Annotated in this window: 17 protein-coding genes; 10 read left to right on the top strand and 7 right to left on the bottom strand. The window is 46.3% G+C overall.

Translation table 11 applies throughout. The features are described 5' to 3' along the window. Window positions 1–5: 5 nt before the first annotated feature. A complete protein-coding gene (locus tag BM099_RS00985; protein WP_090723241.1) occupies window positions 6–707 on the bottom strand; it encodes a response regulator transcription factor in 702 nt (233 codons plus the stop codon). A 193-nt stretch (window positions 708–900) separates the two neighbouring features. Here BM099_RS00985 and BM099_RS00980 point away from each other — a divergent pair, with 193 nt between their 5' ends. From BM099_RS00980 to BM099_RS00945, 8 genes are all read left to right on the top strand, one after another. Further along, window positions 901–2,304 (top strand): ferredoxin reductase family protein, encoded by a 1,404-nt coding sequence (locus tag BM099_RS00980; protein WP_090723239.1) that lies wholly within the window; start codon window positions 901–903, stop codon window positions 2,302–2,304. A gap of 13 nt (window positions 2,305–2,317) precedes the next feature. Further along, entirely contained in the window at window positions 2,318–2,533 is a 216-nt protein-coding gene (locus BM099_RS00975) for a 4Fe-4S dicluster domain-containing protein (RefSeq protein WP_090723237.1), read from the top strand. A gap of 2 nt (window positions 2,534–2,535) precedes the next feature. Further along, the gene (locus BM099_RS00970; RefSeq protein WP_090723235.1) at window positions 2,536–4,287 is read left to right on the top strand and encodes an FAD-dependent oxidoreductase; all 1,752 of its coding nucleotides are present in this window, start codon (window positions 2,536–2,538) and stop codon (window positions 4,285–4,287) included. Between the two features lie 205 nt (window positions 4,288–4,492). Further along, window positions 4,493–6,181, top strand: a complete 1,689-nt coding sequence (locus tag BM099_RS00965) for a diguanylate cyclase domain-containing protein (protein WP_090723233.1) — start codon at window positions 4,493–4,495, stop codon at window positions 6,179–6,181. A gap of 215 nt (window positions 6,182–6,396) precedes the next feature. Continuing rightward, window positions 6,397–7,890 carry an ATP-binding protein gene (locus BM099_RS00960; protein WP_090723230.1) on the top strand — a complete coding sequence of 498 codons (1,494 nt, stop codon included), beginning with the start codon at window positions 6,397–6,399 and terminating at the stop codon, window positions 7,888–7,890. A 26-nt stretch (window positions 7,891–7,916) separates the two neighbouring features. After that, a complete protein-coding gene (locus tag BM099_RS00955; RefSeq protein WP_090723227.1) occupies window positions 7,917–8,627 on the top strand; it encodes a response regulator in 711 nt (236 codons plus the stop codon). A 122-nt stretch (window positions 8,628–8,749) separates the two neighbouring features. Further along, window positions 8,750–9,235, top strand: coding sequence for a hypothetical protein (locus BM099_RS00950; RefSeq protein ID WP_090723224.1), 486 nt, complete (start codon window positions 8,750–8,752; stop codon window positions 9,233–9,235). Between the two features lie 89 nt (window positions 9,236–9,324). Then, window positions 9,325–9,597 (top strand): hypothetical protein, encoded by a 273-nt coding sequence (locus BM099_RS00945; RefSeq protein WP_090723222.1) that lies wholly within the window; start codon window positions 9,325–9,327, stop codon window positions 9,595–9,597. A 21-nt stretch (window positions 9,598–9,618) separates the two neighbouring features. Here BM099_RS00945 and BM099_RS00940 read toward each other — a convergent pair whose 3' ends face one another. Beyond that, window positions 9,619–9,837, bottom strand: a complete 219-nt coding sequence (locus BM099_RS00940; RefSeq protein WP_090723220.1) for a dihydrofolate reductase family protein — start codon at window positions 9,835–9,837, stop codon at window positions 9,619–9,621. 371 nt (window positions 9,838–10,208) lie between these two features. Here BM099_RS00940 and BM099_RS00935 point away from each other — a divergent pair, with 371 nt between their 5' ends. After that, window positions 10,209–11,282: a polyamine ABC transporter substrate-binding protein gene (locus BM099_RS00935; protein ID WP_090723217.1), complete on the top strand. Its 1,074-nt coding sequence runs from the start codon at window positions 10,209–10,211 to the stop codon at window positions 11,280–11,282. Between the two features lie 15 nt (window positions 11,283–11,297). After that, entirely contained in the window at window positions 11,298–13,778 is a 2,481-nt protein-coding gene (locus BM099_RS00930; protein ID WP_090723215.1) for a bifunctional diguanylate cyclase/phosphodiesterase, read from the top strand. Window positions 13,779–13,929: 151 nt separating this feature from the next. Here BM099_RS00930 and hemH read toward each other — a convergent pair whose 3' ends face one another. From hemH to BM099_RS00905, 5 genes are all read right to left on the bottom strand, one after another. Beyond that, entirely contained in the window at window positions 13,930–14,949 is a 1,020-nt protein-coding gene (gene hemH, locus BM099_RS00925; protein WP_090723212.1) for a ferrochelatase, read from the bottom strand. 70 nt (window positions 14,950–15,019) lie between these two features. Next, window positions 15,020–15,766 carry an SDR family NAD(P)-dependent oxidoreductase gene (locus BM099_RS00920; protein ID WP_090723209.1) on the bottom strand — a complete coding sequence of 249 codons (747 nt, stop codon included), beginning with the start codon at window positions 15,764–15,766 and terminating at the stop codon, window positions 15,020–15,022. A gap of 5 nt (window positions 15,767–15,771) precedes the next feature. After that, window positions 15,772–17,115 (bottom strand): ABC1 kinase family protein, encoded by a 1,344-nt coding sequence (locus BM099_RS00915; RefSeq protein ID WP_090723207.1) that lies wholly within the window; start codon window positions 17,113–17,115, stop codon window positions 15,772–15,774. Next, window positions 17,108–17,719: a glutathione peroxidase gene (locus tag BM099_RS00910; protein WP_232348875.1), complete on the bottom strand. Its 612-nt coding sequence runs from the start codon at window positions 17,717–17,719 to the stop codon at window positions 17,108–17,110. Before BM099_RS00910 ends, BM099_RS00915 begins: the two co-directional genes overlap by 8 nt. A 152-nt stretch (window positions 17,720–17,871) precedes the next feature. Beyond that, entirely contained in the window at window positions 17,872–18,735 is an 864-nt protein-coding gene (locus tag BM099_RS00905; protein WP_090723204.1) for a tetrahydrofolate dehydrogenase/cyclohydrolase catalytic domain-containing protein, read from the bottom strand. Between the last annotated feature and the right edge of the window lie 18 nt (window positions 18,736–18,753).

The following is an 18,753-nucleotide window of genomic DNA, read 5'->3' as shown; positions in this document are numbered from 1 at the left end:
GATCTTCATCCCTGACGCTCATTTTTTAATACAAAGCCACGTCCGACAAGGGTGTGGATCAATTTACTTTCTGAACCATTATCTGCATGGCTATCTAAGACTTTTCTTAAATTAAACATGTGTACTTTTAAACTATTACTGTCAGGTTGTTCGTCCCCCCAAACACTTTGTATTAGCTTTTCTCTGGAAACGGGATTTGGGCTGGCCCGCATTAAGGTTTCTAATATTTTGAAACTCGTTGGTGACAGCTTTACGGGGGTAGAGCCCCAAGAAATGAGTTGCTGCTGAGAATCCAATTCCAAACCACAGGCGGTTAGTTTCGTCACTTGTCCACTGCGTCTGCGGGATAACACTTGAACCCGGGCAATAAGCTCCTGCATGGCGAAGGGTTTAACTAAATAGTCATCAGCGCCTTTCGAAAAGCCTAACAGTTTATCATCGAGGGTATCTTTTGCCGTTAGCATGAGAATAGGCACATCTATCCCCTGAGCTCTGAGTGTTTCACATACTTCTAATCCATTCATTTTTGGCAAGTTCAAATCTAAAATTGCGACATCATAGTGATTTGATTTAATCAGGTTTAAACCCGACAGGCCGTTGGCGGCGTGGTCACATTGAATATTCTCAAGCTCAAAGTAATCAATAACGGCGGTCGCCAAGTCAATATCATCTTCGACTAATAGTAACTGCAACTTATCTAAACCCATGATTGCCTCTCACTTTTCTGTCTAATACTGCATCCGATGTAAATAAAATAACAATAATCAGGTTAAAGCATGGTTAAGGAATAGCTAAGGCATAGCTAAGGAGTCAATTTACAAATTTTGCACGTTAACCAGACTTTAACCTCCCTGATGATAATTTGCCCTCCATATTGTTACGAATCCCTTGGAGTGGCGCATGAGTATGCCAAATACATTCAATTTAAAGGCAATAAAATTTCGGCTGAGTAGGTTTCGCTTAACCAATAAGCATACATTAACCTTGGCCTATCTCGTTCTGCTGTTACTACCATTTGTCGTCGCTGAAAGTTTAGGGATGCTGTTTGAAGGCATGTACAACAGGGTACTGAGTGCACTAAACCTTAGTGCTATGATGGCGTTTTTTGTTCAATTTCCTTTGGCAGGCCGCCTCAGACATGTGCCTTTGTTTGCCAATATAGACTGGAGTATTGCTAAACATAAAAAAATAGGTAAATACCTTGGCGTGTTCTTCTTTTTACATCCGTTATTAATCGTAGCGCCTAAGATGCTGTTGTCATTTGATGCGTTAAGTACAAGCATCATTAGCATGATTACGTCGCCTCAGCTTCTTACCGGATTGATTGCCTGGGTGGTCATGGCCGTATGGGTGTTGATGTCAGTATATAAAGACAAACTCAACATGCGCTATGAAACCTGGCGCTTATGGCATGTCATCGGCTTGGTGGCGATTGCCACGCTGGCCACATTGCATATCACCACTGTGGGTAGCCATGGACAATATAATCAGGAATTTAATGTCATCTGGTGGTCACTTTACACATTATCAATGATGATCGTTATTTATAACTACTTCATTAAGCCTCGTATTATTCAACGACAGCCATTTACGATTACATCCATTGAAAAAGTGAGCCCATGCGACTGGCAGCTCACCATCGAATCAAAGTCTAAGCAAAGATTTGCTTTTGAAGCCGGTCAGTTTGCCTGGATCAATACCAGCGGCTCGGCTTATAACCTTGAGCAACATCCGTTCTCGATTGCTTCTGTGCAGAATAATGCGGCGCAATTGTCTTTCATCATTCGGGAGTTAGGCGATTACACCTCATCGTTAAATCAACTTGAAATTGGGCAGACGGTGTTTGTTGATGGCCCATACGGAAGCATGAGCTTAGATCAGAGCCGAACATCGCAAGGTATTACTCTCATCGCCGGTGGTGCAGGCATTGCGCCGATGATGAGTCTTTTAAGAGGACTCGCCAGACAAAATGATACCCGACCTATTCGATTAATTTATGGCAACCGAAGTCTGGAAAGAATGGTGTGTCTGGACGAACTTGAGGCGCTTGAAAAGCGTATGGCCAACGTCCAACTGCAATTGGTATGTCAGCAGCTTGAAAATGCTAAAGATACGCTGCGCCCTTATGTACGCCAGGGTCTGATCGGCAAGTCGGAAATCGACGCCAGTTTCACTGCAGGACAGCAGCAGAATTGGGCTGTTTATCTCTGTGGCCCAACGGCAATGATAGACGCAACAACCACTCACTTAAAACAGCTCGGTCTGGCGTCCAGCCAGGTCCATTTTGAACAACTTGCCTATTAATGAGGAGCATAGGATGCCTATTCAACAAATCTCTGGCTGCATTGGTTGCGAAGCCTGTGTAAAAAGTTGCCCAACGGATGTGATCCATATGAACAAAACGACCAATAAAGCAGAAATACGTTATCCGGAAGATTGCCAAATCTGCCATTTGTGTCGCTTATACTGCCCTGTAGGCGCAATAACAATTACCCCTGAAAAGCATATTCCTGTCATGGTGTCCTGGAGATAATAATGAAATCAAAAGCAAATTTATCTCGTCGTCATTTTATGGGAATTGCAGGTGGAATTGCCGGGGCAGCTGCGTTAGCCAGCTTTGCATTTGATGCCCCGGCAATAGAAAACAAGCCTAAGATCGACGCTTCAGATTTCACTGAAGAAAAACGAGTGCTTGACGTGCTGGTGATTGGTGGTGGTATGGCTGGATTATTTGCGGCGGTGAAAGCGCATGATGCCGGGGCAAAAGTATTGATGGTGTCGAAAGGGAGAATCGGCAGCTCCGGTCTGACGCCGTTTGCCAAAGGCATCTTTAGCTATGACAAAAATAACGCTTCTATGAGTATTGATCAGTTTGTTGAAAAAGTCTCAGAGTCGGCAATTCAAACCAATAACCCTGTGTTTACACGCCAGTTAGCAGAGCACTCATATGCCCGTGTAGAAGAGTTAAAAACATGGGGCTTTTTTGACTCTCCATTGTATAACGAAAGCTTTATGCGACCGATAAGTGAGCGCAACATTGGCGTTGAAGAGCGCGTCATGATTACACATCTGCTTAAGCAAGATGGTCGCATCATCGGTGCTTCAGGTTTTAGTTTGGACGACAACAAAATCATTCACTATCACGCTAAGTCGGTGATCTTGTGTACCGGTTCTGGCGGTTTTAAGCCCAGTGGTTTTCCTGTTTGTGATTTGACCCATGATGGCACAATCATGGCTTATAAAGCAGGTGCAAAGGTGACGGGTAAAGAGTGGAATGACGGGCATCCCGGTTCAGCTACAAACTCGGGTTCCAGTTATGACAACTGGCATGGTCAGGTTGAAGAAAAACCCTCAACTACCTCTATTACTATCAACCATCATCTGGGTATGGATTTAAACTACCAAGGTTATATATATGGTGCTCCTGTGACGATGGGCCCGCCGATGAGACAAGCTGAATCAGAACCCCAGACACGACAAGGTGGGCCGTTTACCCCGGAGGCATTTAGAATGACTTCACCTCCGCCACCCCCGCAAAAGGGACTGTTACGAACACTGATTTCAGGCAAAGGACACTCAGGGCCTCCGGGCATGGGAGGAGAACAAGTTGGCGGCTCGAGTGCTGGAATGGCGATCCATAAAGCTGAAGGTTTGGTGCCGATTAATGAGCAGGGCCTATCGACCTTACCCGGCTTGTACGCAGCAGGAGATGCCTTAGGCTCATATATGTCGGGTGGCATTTACACCCAGATTGGTTCATCACTTGCAGGCTCAGCAGTACAAGGTGCGATTGCCGGAGAAGCCGCCGCAAAAGACAGCCTTAACCTAAAGCTGAGTATAGAAGTAACTCAGCAATACTCTGATACGATAACTGAAGAGATACTGGCCCCACTCAAACGTCAGCGAGGCTATAGCCCGGCGTGGGTAACACAAGTACTACAAAGCGTGATGATTCCTAATTTTGTACTTTATATAAAAAAAGAGCGGATGATGCAGGCGGCGCTTGCTTATGTGGAAGAGTTACGTGAGCATCATGTCCCTATGCTACTTGCAAGCGATCTGCATAGTTTACGTTTAGCGCATGAAACTGAAAATATGATAATCACCGCCGAGATGAAACTGAAAGCATCCATCATGCGGACAGAAAGCCGCTGTAGCCATTACCGCTTAGATTGCCCGGATATTGACTACAAAAACTGGCAAGCGTGGATTAACATTCACCAGGATGAAACGGGCAAGATGCAACTTGAAAAGCAGTCATTTGATAAATGGCCTGAATTTAGCTGATAGTGTTTAAAGTTATTGATTTTAGTTCTTAGACATTGCAGAAACACAGATGCAGTCTACTCTTTAATAATTGCGCATAGCTGCAAAGGCTGTTGCTGATGTCTTTATTGAGCAGAACAAGGAAGACTCTATGCCGTGGAATATTACTAACTCCAAAGACGCTAGCATGGCATCGGATTTGAAAGTCTATGCCCAACTATAAAACATGAATGCCGCAACGGGAAAAGGCCCGGTAGCAAATCATGCAACGGCCTCAGCACATCTCAGACATTCTCTCACCGCACTGCTACTTGTATGCTTCGCCGCTGGCCTGAGGGTATGGCCGCTACAAGCGTTTGAGTCGGAACTCACCTGGCTGACATTCTATCCTGCGGTAATTTCCGCTGCCCTCTACGCAGGACTTTACGCAGGATTGCTGGCAACCGTGCTGGCTTGTCTTGCGGTGACATTTCTCTGGCAGTTATTTGTTACTCAGCCTTTTATTGAGAATCGCTTTGACCTTCTGGAGATGGCCATTTTCGCCATCACCTGTGTTTTTATCTCGTACCTTGTCGAAACCGTGCGGCGTACTCAAAAGGCACTCGATCAGGCTGAGACAGCCTCCAAGGCCAGTATCAAACGTGAGCAATTCATCAAATCCATTATTGATAGTATGCCAAGTATGATCGGCTATTGGGGTAGTGATTTACGCTGTCGTTATGCTAACAATGCCTACCGCGAGTGGTTCGGGAAGCCGCCCGAGGACATTATCGGCATCACTTTCCAGGAGCTGGCTGGCGATCACCTATTTACTCTGAATGAGCCTCATATTCGCCGCGCTCTGGCCGGCGAACCGCAACGCTTTGAGCGGATCCTGAACAAAGCCAACGGAAACGTAGGGCATATTATCGGACACTACATCCCCGATTTCGATGCCGCTGGTACTGATAACGACAGTACAGTCAAAGGATTTTCAATTCTGGCCAGCGAGGTGACTGTCTTCAAGGAAACGGAGGCGAAACTCAAACTGGCCGCCTGCGTCTTTGAGAACACGCTTGATGGTGTCCTCGTCACCGATGCCGATGGGGTTATTTTGTCGGTTAATCCCGCCTTCAGCGAAATAACCGGTTATGCGACCGAAGAGGCCGTCGGACAAAACCCTCGCATGCTGCAATCTAACCGGCACGATCAGGTATTTTATGCATCCATGTGGAAGGAGATAAAAACTAACGGACGCTGGAATGGCGAGATATGGAACCGTCGTAAAGACGGGGATCTTTACCTGGAACGCATGACCATCAGCATGGTTCGCGACGAGGATGGCGAACCTATTCGCTATGTCTCGGTATTCAGCGACATTACCGCGCTTTGGCGTAAAGATGAATACATAAAGCATCTGGCTTTTCACGATGCCTTAACCGATTTGCCAAATCGTACCTTGGTAACCGACCGAATAAACCAAAAACTTCTCCATTACAATCGTGAACAATGCAGTCTGGCGCTGATGTTTCTCGACCTTGACGGATTTAAGCTGGTCAACGATCAGTTTGGCCATAACGTCGGGGACGACCTTTTAAAGGAGGTAGCGAAAAGACTGCTGGCACTGCTACGAAAATCAGATACTGTCGCCCGCGTGGGTGGCGACGAATTCATGTTTATCTTCGACAACCCGAAAGGAAAAGACGAAATTGAGTATGTCGCTAATCGTGTTATCAGCTCGATTAATGAGCCTATTGAGACTCTCGGAGAAGTACTCCAGATAGGAGCATCCGTTGGCATTGCGATGTTCCCCGCTGATGGAGATACCTGCGTTGATTTAATCAAGAATGCCGACACGGCAATGTATGCTGCAAAACGCTCGGGTAAGAATAATATTAGATTCTTCTCGCCTGAGAACAATTTTATAAAAACGTGAATACCAACGCGAAGAGAAGTGGCTAATTAATTGGCCGAGAGGCTCTAACTCCCGGCCCTCATATCAAGCCGCATGCGGGTCTGCGCCGATAGTCAAAAATCACCATAATTTCTCCACATTTGTGCGATACACTAATCAGCACTTTATAAGTCAACGTACGAGACGGCTAACCTGGGAGACATGGCGCCTCGATACCACATAACAAAGGAAGGCCGGTGCGATCAAGAATATTTATTAAGCTACTGCTAACGCTACTGGCTACGCTTGCCGTAACTGTGGTGCTGATGTTGGTTGTCGTGAATTGGTCTTTTCAGCGTGGTTTTGTCGCCTATATCCAGCAGGGTGAGACTGAACAGGTCACCGAACTAGCCGACTTGTTAAGCGAACAATACGCCAAACAGGGAAGTTGGAATTTTTTAAGCAACAGCCGCGGTCGCTGGCCACAAATTCTGGCATCAGCAGGCATCGAAATACCACCTCCTCCACACGCTTCCTCTCCTCAAAGAGAGCCTCCGGGAGAGCAGCTCCGCGAGCGCGGCCAGCCCCCACATTATCAGCCTGCACTTAAGCCAGCCGAACGCTCGTCAGCTGACCGGCCCGCTGCGTCGGCGCCTTTAGCCCACCGAATCAGCGTTCTTGATGTTGATCGCAAACCGCTGATCGGACCAAAAACTCCGCCTGGTAATACACAGTGGATAACGGTTCAAGTTGAGGAAACTACCGTGGGCTGGTTAGGCTTGCAACCCATCGATATGGTCACTGACCAGCTCGCCCGTAGCTTTATCAACCAGCAGCGCCACAGCTTTGTTTGGGTCGCCGTTTCAGTTCTGCTACTGTCAGTATTAGTTGCAGCGGGTTGGGCGCGCTGGTTCTTACGCCCTATTCATAACGTTATTCAAGGTGCGAAACAATTATCTGCGGGGGACTATGAGACCCGGGTGCAGGTAAAAGGGCATGATGAACTGGCTGGGCTGGCGCTTAATTTCAATCAGATGGCCAAGACCTTACAACGTAACGAACAACTTCGCCGCCAGTGGGTTGCCGACATTTCCCACGAGCTACGCACGCCAATCGCCGTTCTCAGTGGTGAAGTCGAAGTGCTACTCGACGGTATTCGCAAGCCCACCCAGCAACGGATATCCTCTCTCTATAACGATATTCGTTCGTTGAGCAAGCTGGTAGACGATCTGCACCAGCTTTCGCTGGCCGATCAGGGCGCCATGGAACTGTTGCTTACCGACGTGGATATCTATGCTATATCTCATGATCTGCTGTTGCTGTTTGAGCCCCGTATGCAAGAACACGGTTTACAACTCTCTTTGGACGCTGAACCCGCTCATAACTTCTCGGTAATCGGTGATGAACGCCGACTGATCCAACTGATCAGCAATCTACTAGAAAACAGCCTGCGCTACACCGATAGCGGCGGAGAGGTTCGCATTCAAATATCCACGGCCGGGAATAAACTCACTCTCTGCGTTTCGGATTCTACACCGGGGGTTCCTGAATCGGATCTGTCCAGAATTTTTGACCGTCTCTACCGTGTTGATAAATCACGTAGCCGTTCTGTGGGCGGTTCGGGTCTGGGGCTTTCGATCTGCAAGACAATTGTCGAAGCTCACGCGGGACAAATCGTTGCCCAAAATGGGCCACTAGGCGGTTTGAATATCATTGTCCAATTACCGTTGAGCACAAGCCTGAAAGGTTAATGCGATGAGGAGTATGCTACGTACCTATGTCAGCCACCACTAAAACAATTCTTATTGTCGAAGATGAACATAAACTGGCCCAACTTCTTCTGGAATATATGGAAATGGCTGGGTATCAGGCCTATTGCCTTCACGACGGTGATCAGGTAATTCCATGGATCAATACCCATCAGGCCGACTTGCTGATACTCGACCTGATGTTACCGGGCAAGCATGGAGACATCCTGTGTCGTGAGATCCGCCGCTATTCTGATGTGCCGATTATTATGGCGACCGCTCGAGTCGAAGAGGCGGATCGGCTCAAAGGGCTGGAGATCGGGGCCGATGATTATGTCTGCAAACCCTATAGTCTGAAAGAGATGGTCGCACGAGTTAAGGCCATCCTGCGACGTATGGATTCGAATTCATCGCAAGGAACCAGTCAAAAGAAACTCAATAACCTGTTCGACGTCAATCCGGCTAAGATGAGCATCTCTGTTTATGGCCAACCGCTAGACCTGACACCCGTTGAATTCAGGCTCCTGGAGCATTTTATCGCCTATGCGAACATCGTATTCTCGCGCGACGATCTATTGAATGTGATCTATGATGATTACCGCCTGGTTTCAGAACGTACCGTCGATAGTCATATCAAAAATCTGCGTAAAAAAATTCATCCTCATGTGCCTGATCGTGAACTGATTCGGTCAATTTACGGTGCCGGTTATATCTTCGAAACGGATGCTAGCAGCAACTAATGCCTTGTGCGTAGAGCCTGCAGCATCGTTATCCTCCCACATATACGGTTCCACATTTCCTTCACATTCTCAGCGATCTTATGAGTTATTCTGATCTCAAATCAATGTCAGGAGATACAAAGATGATTAGTGGAATATCCGGTGCCTCAATGGCGGTCTTTCAGACTCAGTCCAGCAGTAATTCTTCTTCATTGTCTACCGATCAGCGCCAGTTAATTGAGGATACGCTGGCTGAGTTTAATGTCGACCAACTGACAGAAGCTGACGCGCTGTCCATTACCGAAACGTTTGCGGATGCGGGCATTCAACCCGGCCGAGAGATGGCACAAGCCATGTCTGATGCAGGATTCGATGCCCGGACAATCGGTGACCTTGCCGGCGTTGGCGGACCTCAGCAGGGAGGGATGCAACAAGGAGGCACGCCTCCTCCGCCGCCATCCCAAGGATTGAATATCAGTGATGAGATGCTTCAATCCCTGAACGACCTGCTGAATGACTATTACAGCGGAGACCTGACAGAGGAAGAGCAGGCATCAACACTCACCTCGATTACCGACATCCTCAAGGAAACCGCACCTGAAGGCGGACTGATCAACGTGACTGCGTAATTAACGGAGACGACAGCTTAATATTGAAAGCGGTCAAATAGCTTTTCAGCAAAATGAAAAAGATCGAAATACCGATAAGGACACATGTGATGAATAAACAAAAAATGCTTGTACTGACGCTGGCTACGACTCTGCTCGGACTAGCGCCGACGATCAGCTTCGGCGCAGAGAATTCGGGGCAGCGTCGCCCACACCAAGGGCCGCCTCCCGAAGCTATTGAAGCGTGCAAAGACAAGCAGGTGGGCGATGAAGTAGGCTTTGCCGGCCGTAAGGGAGAAACACTTGAAGCCATTTGTCAGGAGCGTGACGGTGAACTGGTGGCTATGCCGACATCAATGCCAGACCATGGCCCTCGTCAGTAGCCACAACGTCCGTTCAGCCCGTTAGCGTTTATGCCGATAGTGAGTTTGAACCATAGCACTCAGGTGAACCTGAGTGCTGATATGCTCAAATGCTAATGCCTGAGGCAATCTACTAAATAACGGGACGCCTCCTCCCAGCAAGATGGGGATCTGCGTGATAGTCAACTCATCAATCAAATCAGCGTTTTTATCTCCAATATAACCATCCAGGCTCGTTGCGATGTAGACAATATTGGGCATGTACCCCCCCTAAGAGTTAAACTTTCCGGCTGCAGGCTTCTGGTACTTTTTCAGGTGTAATTCCTCAATACGCTTAATAACATGATGATTTTTGTCACGTATATTTAAACGGGAAATTCTTTATTTCTGTGTATTCTCGGCTACACTTTTTTTAGTCTTAGAATAAATTTATTGGTTCGTTTTATTGAAGATAACGCAGTAGGCACATTTCAAATCCGAGCCTGTCTCCTAATAGTGTGAGCAAAGAGCTGTTCGTGCCTCTTCATTTATGACGCATCAGATTGCCACAATGACCAGATCCGGGCGCGTATTACTTTTCGCGACAACTACATCGGCAATGCCCTGTCAGCCTTTAAAGAGAATAATTTTTTATGTTTAAAGAAAAAATTAAACAGTCACTCATTAATCTCGTGACCTTGTGTCTGATGGTTTATGCAACAGCTATATCGTTTGCTAACGCAGAAAACAGTACGCCTGTTTTGACCGTCCTCAATTGGTCTGAGTACCTCGACCCTGATGTCGTTTCAGCATTCGAGAAAAAATATAATGTCAAAGTTCACGACGTCTATTATGAGAACGATGATGAGCGGGATAAGCTTTTGATTCAGACAGGTGGCAGTGGCTATGATGTCGGGATTGTCAGTGGTGTAATGTTGGAGACCTATCAACAGAAAGGCTGGATTGATCCAATCAACCAACGGAATGTGCCTAACCTCCAGTATATCGATACAGCTAAGAAAAATTCTCATGAAGGGGCGAATGGCTATAGCCTTCCTTATGCGTGGGGCACCCTGGGGATTGCCTATCGGGCAGACCTGGTGAATAAACCCATTGAAACCTGGATGGATCTTTTTCAGCCTGAAGCGGAGTTGCATCAAAAAATCGTGATGATTAAGGGCGCAAGAGAGCTACTTGGGACCGCTTTAAATGCCAAGGGCTATTCTGTCAACAGTATGAATAAAACAGAGTTAGCCGAGGCAGAAGCTTTACTCCTGACTCAAAAACCGCATGTCTTCAGATATGGTCACATTGAGCTCGGTGCTGAAAGTGTATTAGCCACAGGAAAAGCACTGGCGACTATCACTTATAGCAGTGATGCACTGGTCTTAAATGAGCTAAATCCCAATATTAAATATGTCGTGCCTAAAGAGGGCAGTACTGTTTGGGTGGATCATTGGGTGGTCTTTGTAAAATCAGCCAACAAGACTCTGGCACATCAATTCCTTAATTTTATCAATGACCCGAAAATCGCGGCACAAAACGCAGAATACCTTTATATTGCAACGCCAAACCTTGCAGCCGCAGAGTTTCTTTCAGAGGAGTTTCTCGAAGATTCAATAATCCACCCACATGCAGAGCAATTAAAGAATTTAGAAACGTATCACCAGCTCCAGGGCAGAGCGTTAAGAACGCGTAGCCAGATTTACAATCGGGTTGTGAATTAACGAGCCTGATTGGTAATGAATCAGCTACGAAGCAAATTGTTGGCGTTAATACTGCCTATGGTGATAGTGCCTATCATGCTTTTTGGTTTGATTTCGAGTCAGCGAATAGCCAGCATTGCACATGAGAATATTGAAACAAATATTCTCAACTATGCCAGTCAAACGCAGCGCCTAATAGAAAATATTTTATCTGTTGGGCAGTCTAATTTGGAACTGTTTGCACAGCATGACCTGATCACTCAGTATGCACTTGCAGCGGAAAATGAACGCTACAACCTTTTGCACCCTATTCTTCTGAATACTTTTCACGCGTTTCATAATGCTTATCCGGAATATTCGGAGATTCGCTTTATTTTGCCGGATGGTTATGAAGATGTCCGTTATTCAAATAATAGCCAGAATATTACCGAAGAGGAGTTGAATCACCCGGCGATTCAGCAGTTGAATCGACTCGGGGTTAACAGCACTTTTTTGTTTAGCATCAATCCAGACAACCAACAGCCTGTTGTATATTTTGCGCGCAAGATTATCTTAAATGACTTTTCGAAGGACGGTTATGATAAAAAACCGCAGTTAAGAGGTTATCTGCTATTAACGACTTCTTTAGATGAGCTGCAGCAGCATCTTAATAGAATGGCTGCGGATTCACAGATACAATTTATGATAGTTGATCAGCAGCATGATCCGCTGTTAATTTCACAACTGACAGAGAATCAAGATTCAGCGACTGATTCTTTGCCTGTTGATCGATTACAGCAGACGCTTAAAAATTCAACCTTTATAACTAACGATGCCAAACAATACGACGAACTACATGTAGAACTTATGCGGGTCGTCTATGACATTACAGCCTTGCCAATGGATAATGAGTTTCTGCTCATCGCGGCTTACCCGCAGTCACTGTATTTACAGGAAGGCTCGCAACTTCAAAAAGGTTTATTCGTATTGGTGGTGCTGTCTATTCTGATACTGTCGTTTTTTCTGATTCTTGGTCTTAAACGCTTTGTGTTGTCGCCGCTCGCTATGCTCAATCACGCCACGCAGCGGATCGGTGACAACAACCACGAAGTTGTTATTCCTGTCAAAACAGCAGATGAACTGGGCCTGTTAGCACGTTCGTTTGAAAGCATGAATAAAAAACTTTTATTTGCGACAAAGAATCTGAAAACACAGGCCTTTACCGACAGTTTAACCGGCTTACCTAATCGCCTGATGTTTCATGACTACCTAGGTCGATTATTGGCACGCTCTAAACGAAATAATAGCCAGTTCGCCTTACTATTTATCGATCTGGATGACTTTAAAGTCGTGAATGATAGCCTCGGGCATGGCATGGGCGACATCTTACTAAAAAGCTTTGCCCAGCGGATTAGTGCTTCGATAAGAGTGGAGGATTTTATTACCTCGTCTCTTAGCGAGGAAGCTAACGATTTTATTGCCCGATTAGGTGGCGATGAATTTATTGTGGTGCTACATGATGTCAAAAAAAGCAATGATATTACCGTTGTTGCCCAGCGGATTATTCAAACGCTCTCCCAGCCCATCATGTTGAATGATTATGAACATTTTGGTTCAACCAGTTTGGGTGTTTCGGTTTATCCCCATGATGGGGATACCATGGAGGGCTTGATTAAAAATGCGGATATCGCCATGTACCATGCCAAAGCCTTGGGCAAAAATACTTTCCAGTTTTACTCTAAAGAATTGGGGGAAGAGCAAGAGGAAATCAATCGGCTAGAATCGGAGTTACGCAAGTCGATTCAATCCAAAACGGGCTTACAATTGCACTTTCAACCTAAAATTGCACTTAATCCGAATCGCGTCGGTGGTTTTGAAGCGCTGATTCGTTGGACATTGGAAAACGGGGATAGCGTCAATCCCGAAAAAATGATCTATGTGGCAGAGCAACGAAATCTGATTGTGCCTTTAACAGAATGGATTGTGGATGAGGCTTGCCGGCAAAATGCCTTGTGGCAGAAAAACAACCTGATTAAGGTACCGATTGCGGTCAACTTTTCTGGCACCCATATTGTCAGAGAAGACATCAGTGAGATGATTGTATCGGCTTTAACACGGCATGGATTGAAAGCTGAATATTTCGAAGTAGAAATGACTGAATCGAGTGTCATCGACTCTTCTAAAGGTATCTTAGAGAGTTTAGAAAAAATTCGTGCATTAGGTATGAGCATTGCGGTAGATGATTTTGGAACCGGATTTTCATCCTTAAGTTATCTATCAAATTTTCCGATTACTAGCGTGAAGATTGATCGCACGTTCGTCAGTAGAATCAATCAGGGTAATCACTCGGCCATTGTAACCGCGATTATTCACATGTCGCATGCATTAGGGCATAGCGTCGTTGCAGAAGGGGTTGAGACCCAGGATCAGTTAGATTTCTTAGCCCGGGAAAACTGTGACTACATTCAGGGCTTTTACTTCAGTAAACCCTTGCTGGCTCATGAGGTAGAAGCCTTTGTAGAAAAATTCTCCGCTTAAGGGTGAGCACCACACGATGAGTGAATCCCTACTCTTATAATTCAAGAGTCTTAGCGCTCAGGACGGATCCAAGCCATGAGGCCATCCTGAGACTAAAATCACACCATTGTGTCAAACTATTTGATTCAAACTATTTGTGACAATATTAAATTTAAACCATATTTTGTTTTATCAGCTTATGCATCATATCAATATGCGTCTGGCTGTCATTCAGGCAGGGGATGTAATCGTAGGTCTCACCTCCGGCATCGATAAAGTAGTCTCTGTTTTCAACTTCTATCTCTTCAATTGTTTCCAGGCAGTCAGAGGAAAAACCCGGACAGATAATAGCGACGCGTTTCACGCCTTGCTCCGCTAACGATTTAAGCGTGACATCTGTATAGGGCTGCAACCATTTCGCCTTACCAAACCTCGACTGAAAACTGCTGATAACATGCTCATTATCTAATCCTAATGCTTCAACCACTAAGCGAGTGGTCTGCATACAAAAACAATAGTAAGGATCGCCTTGCTCAAGATAGCGCTGCGGCGTGCCATGATATGAAAATATCAACCGTTCGGGCATGCCGGACTGCTTGATATAGTTTGTTATCGATTGACCGATAGCGTTTATGTATTCAGGGGTTTGATGATAGCCATTAATAAAGCGTATGGAGGGGACCCAACGATAGCTTTGTAATTCTCGCGCAATGGCGTCAAAAGTAGAACCTGTCGTAGCCGCACAATATTGTGGATACAGCGGCAGTACTGTTATATCACGTACATTTTGTTCAGCGAGCGATTTGAGCGCACTTTTAATCGACGGGTTTCCATAGCGCATACCTATCACTACCGGTAATTGCCCTTCAGCATAATCAGCATCGAGCTGTTGCTGTAGCGCAGCCCCCTGACGCTTAGTGATAGCTAATAAGGGAGAGCCTTCATCTGTCCATACTGATGCATATAATTTAGCTGAGCTTTTAGATCTGAAGGGCAAGATAAACAGGTGCAAAATCATCAGCCATAGTAAACGGGGTATCTCAACCACTCGGTGGTCGCTTAAAAACTCTTTAAGGTAGCGCCGCAACGCAGTTGGTTCGGGGGCATCGGGTGTGCCGAGGTTAACCAGCAATATACCTTTTTTAGGCTTAGGGCCTTTATGTTCATATTCTGTCTGACCTTGAAAGCTCATGTGATTCTCTTTTTTGAAGATGAATAGTTAAGGTGAATAGTAAAAATAATTAGCAGATGTTGGATAAAGATTAAGCCGGTATCTCTTTTCCATCCCACGCAAACACCTTGCCGCTGTCTTGTTTATCAAGGTTATCAATAACCTGCAACAAGTAACTGGCTGACTGCTCTGCTGTAAATAGTTTATCGGCCGGTACATTTTTCTGAAATGGCTCTGAAAGTGAAGTATTGACAGTGCCCGGATGCAGACCGGCAACTATCAGATCGGGGTAGCGCACGCGGCATTCAATCGCCAGCCCCTTTAACATCATATTCAACGCGGCTTTACTGGCGCGATAGCTGTACCAGCCACCAAGGCGGTTATCGCTGATGCTTCCAACCCGCGCAGAAATTGCGGTAAAGGCTGTCTTGTTGTTTTTATTCATATAGGGCAAAAAGTGTTTCGCTACTAACATTGGCCCGAGTGTATTTAACTGAAATACCTCTTCAAAGCTTTCAGGCTGCAGGCTTCTGATACTTTTTTCAGGAGTGAAGTTTTCACCATGCAATACGCCGGTTGCCACAATAACCAGGTCCAGGCGGGTTTTACCTAACGCGGCAGCCGCATCGGCGATGCTTTGCTCATTGCGATAATCCAATGGCGAATAACTCAGATTTTCAATAGCAGACAGCGCCTGCGGATAGGTTCTTGAATAGGCGTAAATATAGCCAATACCAGGCATATTGGTTAACTGCTGAATCAATGCCTGACCAATGCCTCCGCTAGCACCGATAACGGCGACCTTAAGCGACGCATCCTGATTATTAAGCAACCCCATGTTATCTACTCTTGTTGATTATTCAGATAGTTTGCAAACAAAGCATGCACGTTGACTGACGCATTTAATCGCGCCGCCATCAGATACAAACCTGCCATTTTCCGATGTAAAAAGAGCACATCCGGCGGCGGTGTATGCCAGGCATCAGGATCGCCACTGACGCTTAAGCCGCGAGCCTGAATCCGTTTCGCCAGATCAGATTGTCCAAAGTCATAGTCGCCGTTGTAGCGTAGCGGTTCTGCCGCCATCATAAAGATATCTAATACCACTTCCCGGTTAGCCACTTTCATGCCGTTCTGAAAAAAGCCTAAATTATGCAATGCTGTATCTAACGCTTGCCTGTCTTGTTTAACGGCGGCACACATCGCATTTTGGTACTTCTGTACAAAATCCGGATTAAAAACCCTGACCGCACCAAAATCTAATAACACCAGTTTATGCTGGTCAGCCTGATAAAGGTAATTCGCCAGATTAGGATCGGTTTGTACACATTTAAAATCAAATAATTCAGCAAAAAAAAGACTGAAAATTAATGACATGATATCTGTGCGCTTTTCAGCAGACTTCGAGCGAAGAGCATCCAGTGAATCCCCTGCGACATAGTCCATGGTTAAGATTTCAGTGGTAGACAGGTCGGCATGAAACCTCGGTATAACGAGATCGGCATTGCGCTTAAAAGATTGCACGTGCTGACGATAAGCATCAAGGTGAGCGCCTTCTGCCAGGTAATCGGCTTCCTGTTTCAGTTGCTGGCGAGCTTCATCCAGTATCGGCTGCAAATCCAGTGTTTTAGGAATAAGCCCCGTCATACGTAACAAGCTGTAAACGTTATCGATATCGCTGTCGATACTTTGACGCACGCCGGGATATTGCACCTTGATAGCCAGATGACGGCCTTGTGTGCAGGTGGCTTCGTGAACCTGCCCTATCGAGGCCGCGGCCAGCGGTTCAAATGAGAAACGACTGAAGCGCTCATTCCAGTCTTGGCCCCAATGACGCTCCAGTACCATCACCAGTTGCGACATCGGCATAGTCACGGCATCGGAGCGCAGCCGTTCCAGTATCGAAGAGAGTTCATCGGGCAGTAAACTCCCTGAATCCATCGACAGCAACTGCCCCATTTTCATCGCCGCTCCGCGCATGGTGGACAACTTATCAGCCACCTGATGAAGGTTTTTTGGCGTTAGCAGCAGATCGGAGATCACCGGTTTTTTACCCTGAACCAAGTGCCTGCCACCTTCCAGAACGACATTACCGGCAATCCGTCCGGCTAATGATCCCATGCGTGCCAGACGAGACACTCTCGATTGAGGTACTGCCGCGCTTTTTCGGTTTTGTGAGTTACTCATCAGCTACACCAGCGGGCAGATGCTGTTCTATCATGCTAATCACTGTCGGATCATTCGGTATGATATGGCTCTTAAAACTGGCCAGCATCTTCCCATCCGGAGCAATCAAATATTTATGAAAGTTCCAACCCGGATACTCACCTGCCATTGCTGCCAGCTGTTGATAAAAAGGCGATGCGTTTGCCCTGGCTGCATGAGTCTTTTCAAACATCGGAAAGTTGACACCATAAGTTAGCTGACAAAAATCCTTTATCTGCTTTTCGCTACCGGGTTCTTGTCCGGCAAAGTCATTGGAAGGGAATCCAAGTACAACAAACCCCTTATCCTTATAGCGTGAATAAAGCGATTCCAGGCCATCATATTGCGGCGTAAACGCACACTTGCTGGCGGTATTCACAATCATGATCAGTTTTCCGCCATAGGTATCACACAAATTAACCTGCTGGTCTTGCCCCAGCCTCTTGAAGTTGTAGTTTAAGGCCTGTCTCAGCTCTGCAGAACATGCCTGCGAACTCACCTTGATCTCCTTCTGGGCTGTTGAATAAGGGGATAGTGTTAACATCGCAAGCAACATTAAGAAAGGCAACGGCATGATCCATTTCATGTGAGTCTCCAATGAGCGTTTTCAGGGCTTGTCCCCCTTCTACGTCATCTGTGACAGATCGGATCTGATAAGGATTTATTAAAGTGTAAATTATGAAGATGAAAATCATAACCCGCTTACGGGAGTGGCCCCTAAAGAGCCACAGTAACAGCTTATCCCGCCAGGCTCGCCTTCAGAATTCCTTTTTGTTCTGCTGATTGCAGCGTTTGACTAATCAGAGCATTAATAGTCATAGGCCCCACGCCACCAGGTACCGGCGTCAGTGCAGCGACCCTTTTTTCCAGACCCGTTTTCTCGATATCACCAACACCACCAGCATGGTAACCCGCGTCCACGACAACCGCGCCATCCTTGATCCATGCGGCTTTAATCAGTTCTGGTTTACCCACTGCGCCCACAACGATATCGGCTTGAGCGACCAATTCAGCCAGATTCTCTGTACGGGAATGGCAGATGGTTACTGTGGCATTGGCATTCAACAGCATAGCGGCCATCGGTTTACCCAGAATAGCACTACGCCCCAGCACCACAGCATGCTTGCCTGAGAGTTGAATATCGTAATGCTTGAGTAACGTCATAATACCTGCAGGCGTGGCCGAACCGAATGCCTGCTCACCCATCGCCATCAGGCCAAAGCCCTGCGTAGTCACACCGTCCACATCTTTATCAATGGCGATCGCATCAAAACATAGCCGCTCATCAATGTGCTCTGGTACCGGGTGTTGCAACAAAATGCCGCACACATCCGAGTCCTGATTTAACTGATCAATCGTTGTCAGCAATTCCTCTGTGGTCGTGGTCGCTGGCAGATTAATACAGCGCGACCCCATACCGACCCGGCCACATGCATTAATTTTCATTTGCACATAGGTTGCAGAAGAAGGGTCATCACCCACTAAAATAGTGGCTAAGACAGGCTGTAAACCACCAGAATCCTGTAGATTTCTCACAGCGGCTTGCAGTTGTTGCTCACGACTTTTAGCCAGTGCTTTGCCATCCAAAATTACTGCAGACATCAATCAAACCTCATCATT

The organism is Neptunomonas qingdaonensis (assembly GCF_900113275.1).
Lineage (GTDB): Bacteria > Pseudomonadota > Gammaproteobacteria > Pseudomonadales > Balneatricaceae > Neptunomonas > Neptunomonas qingdaonensis.
This window is presented reverse-complemented; position numbering and strand designations above follow the sequence as displayed.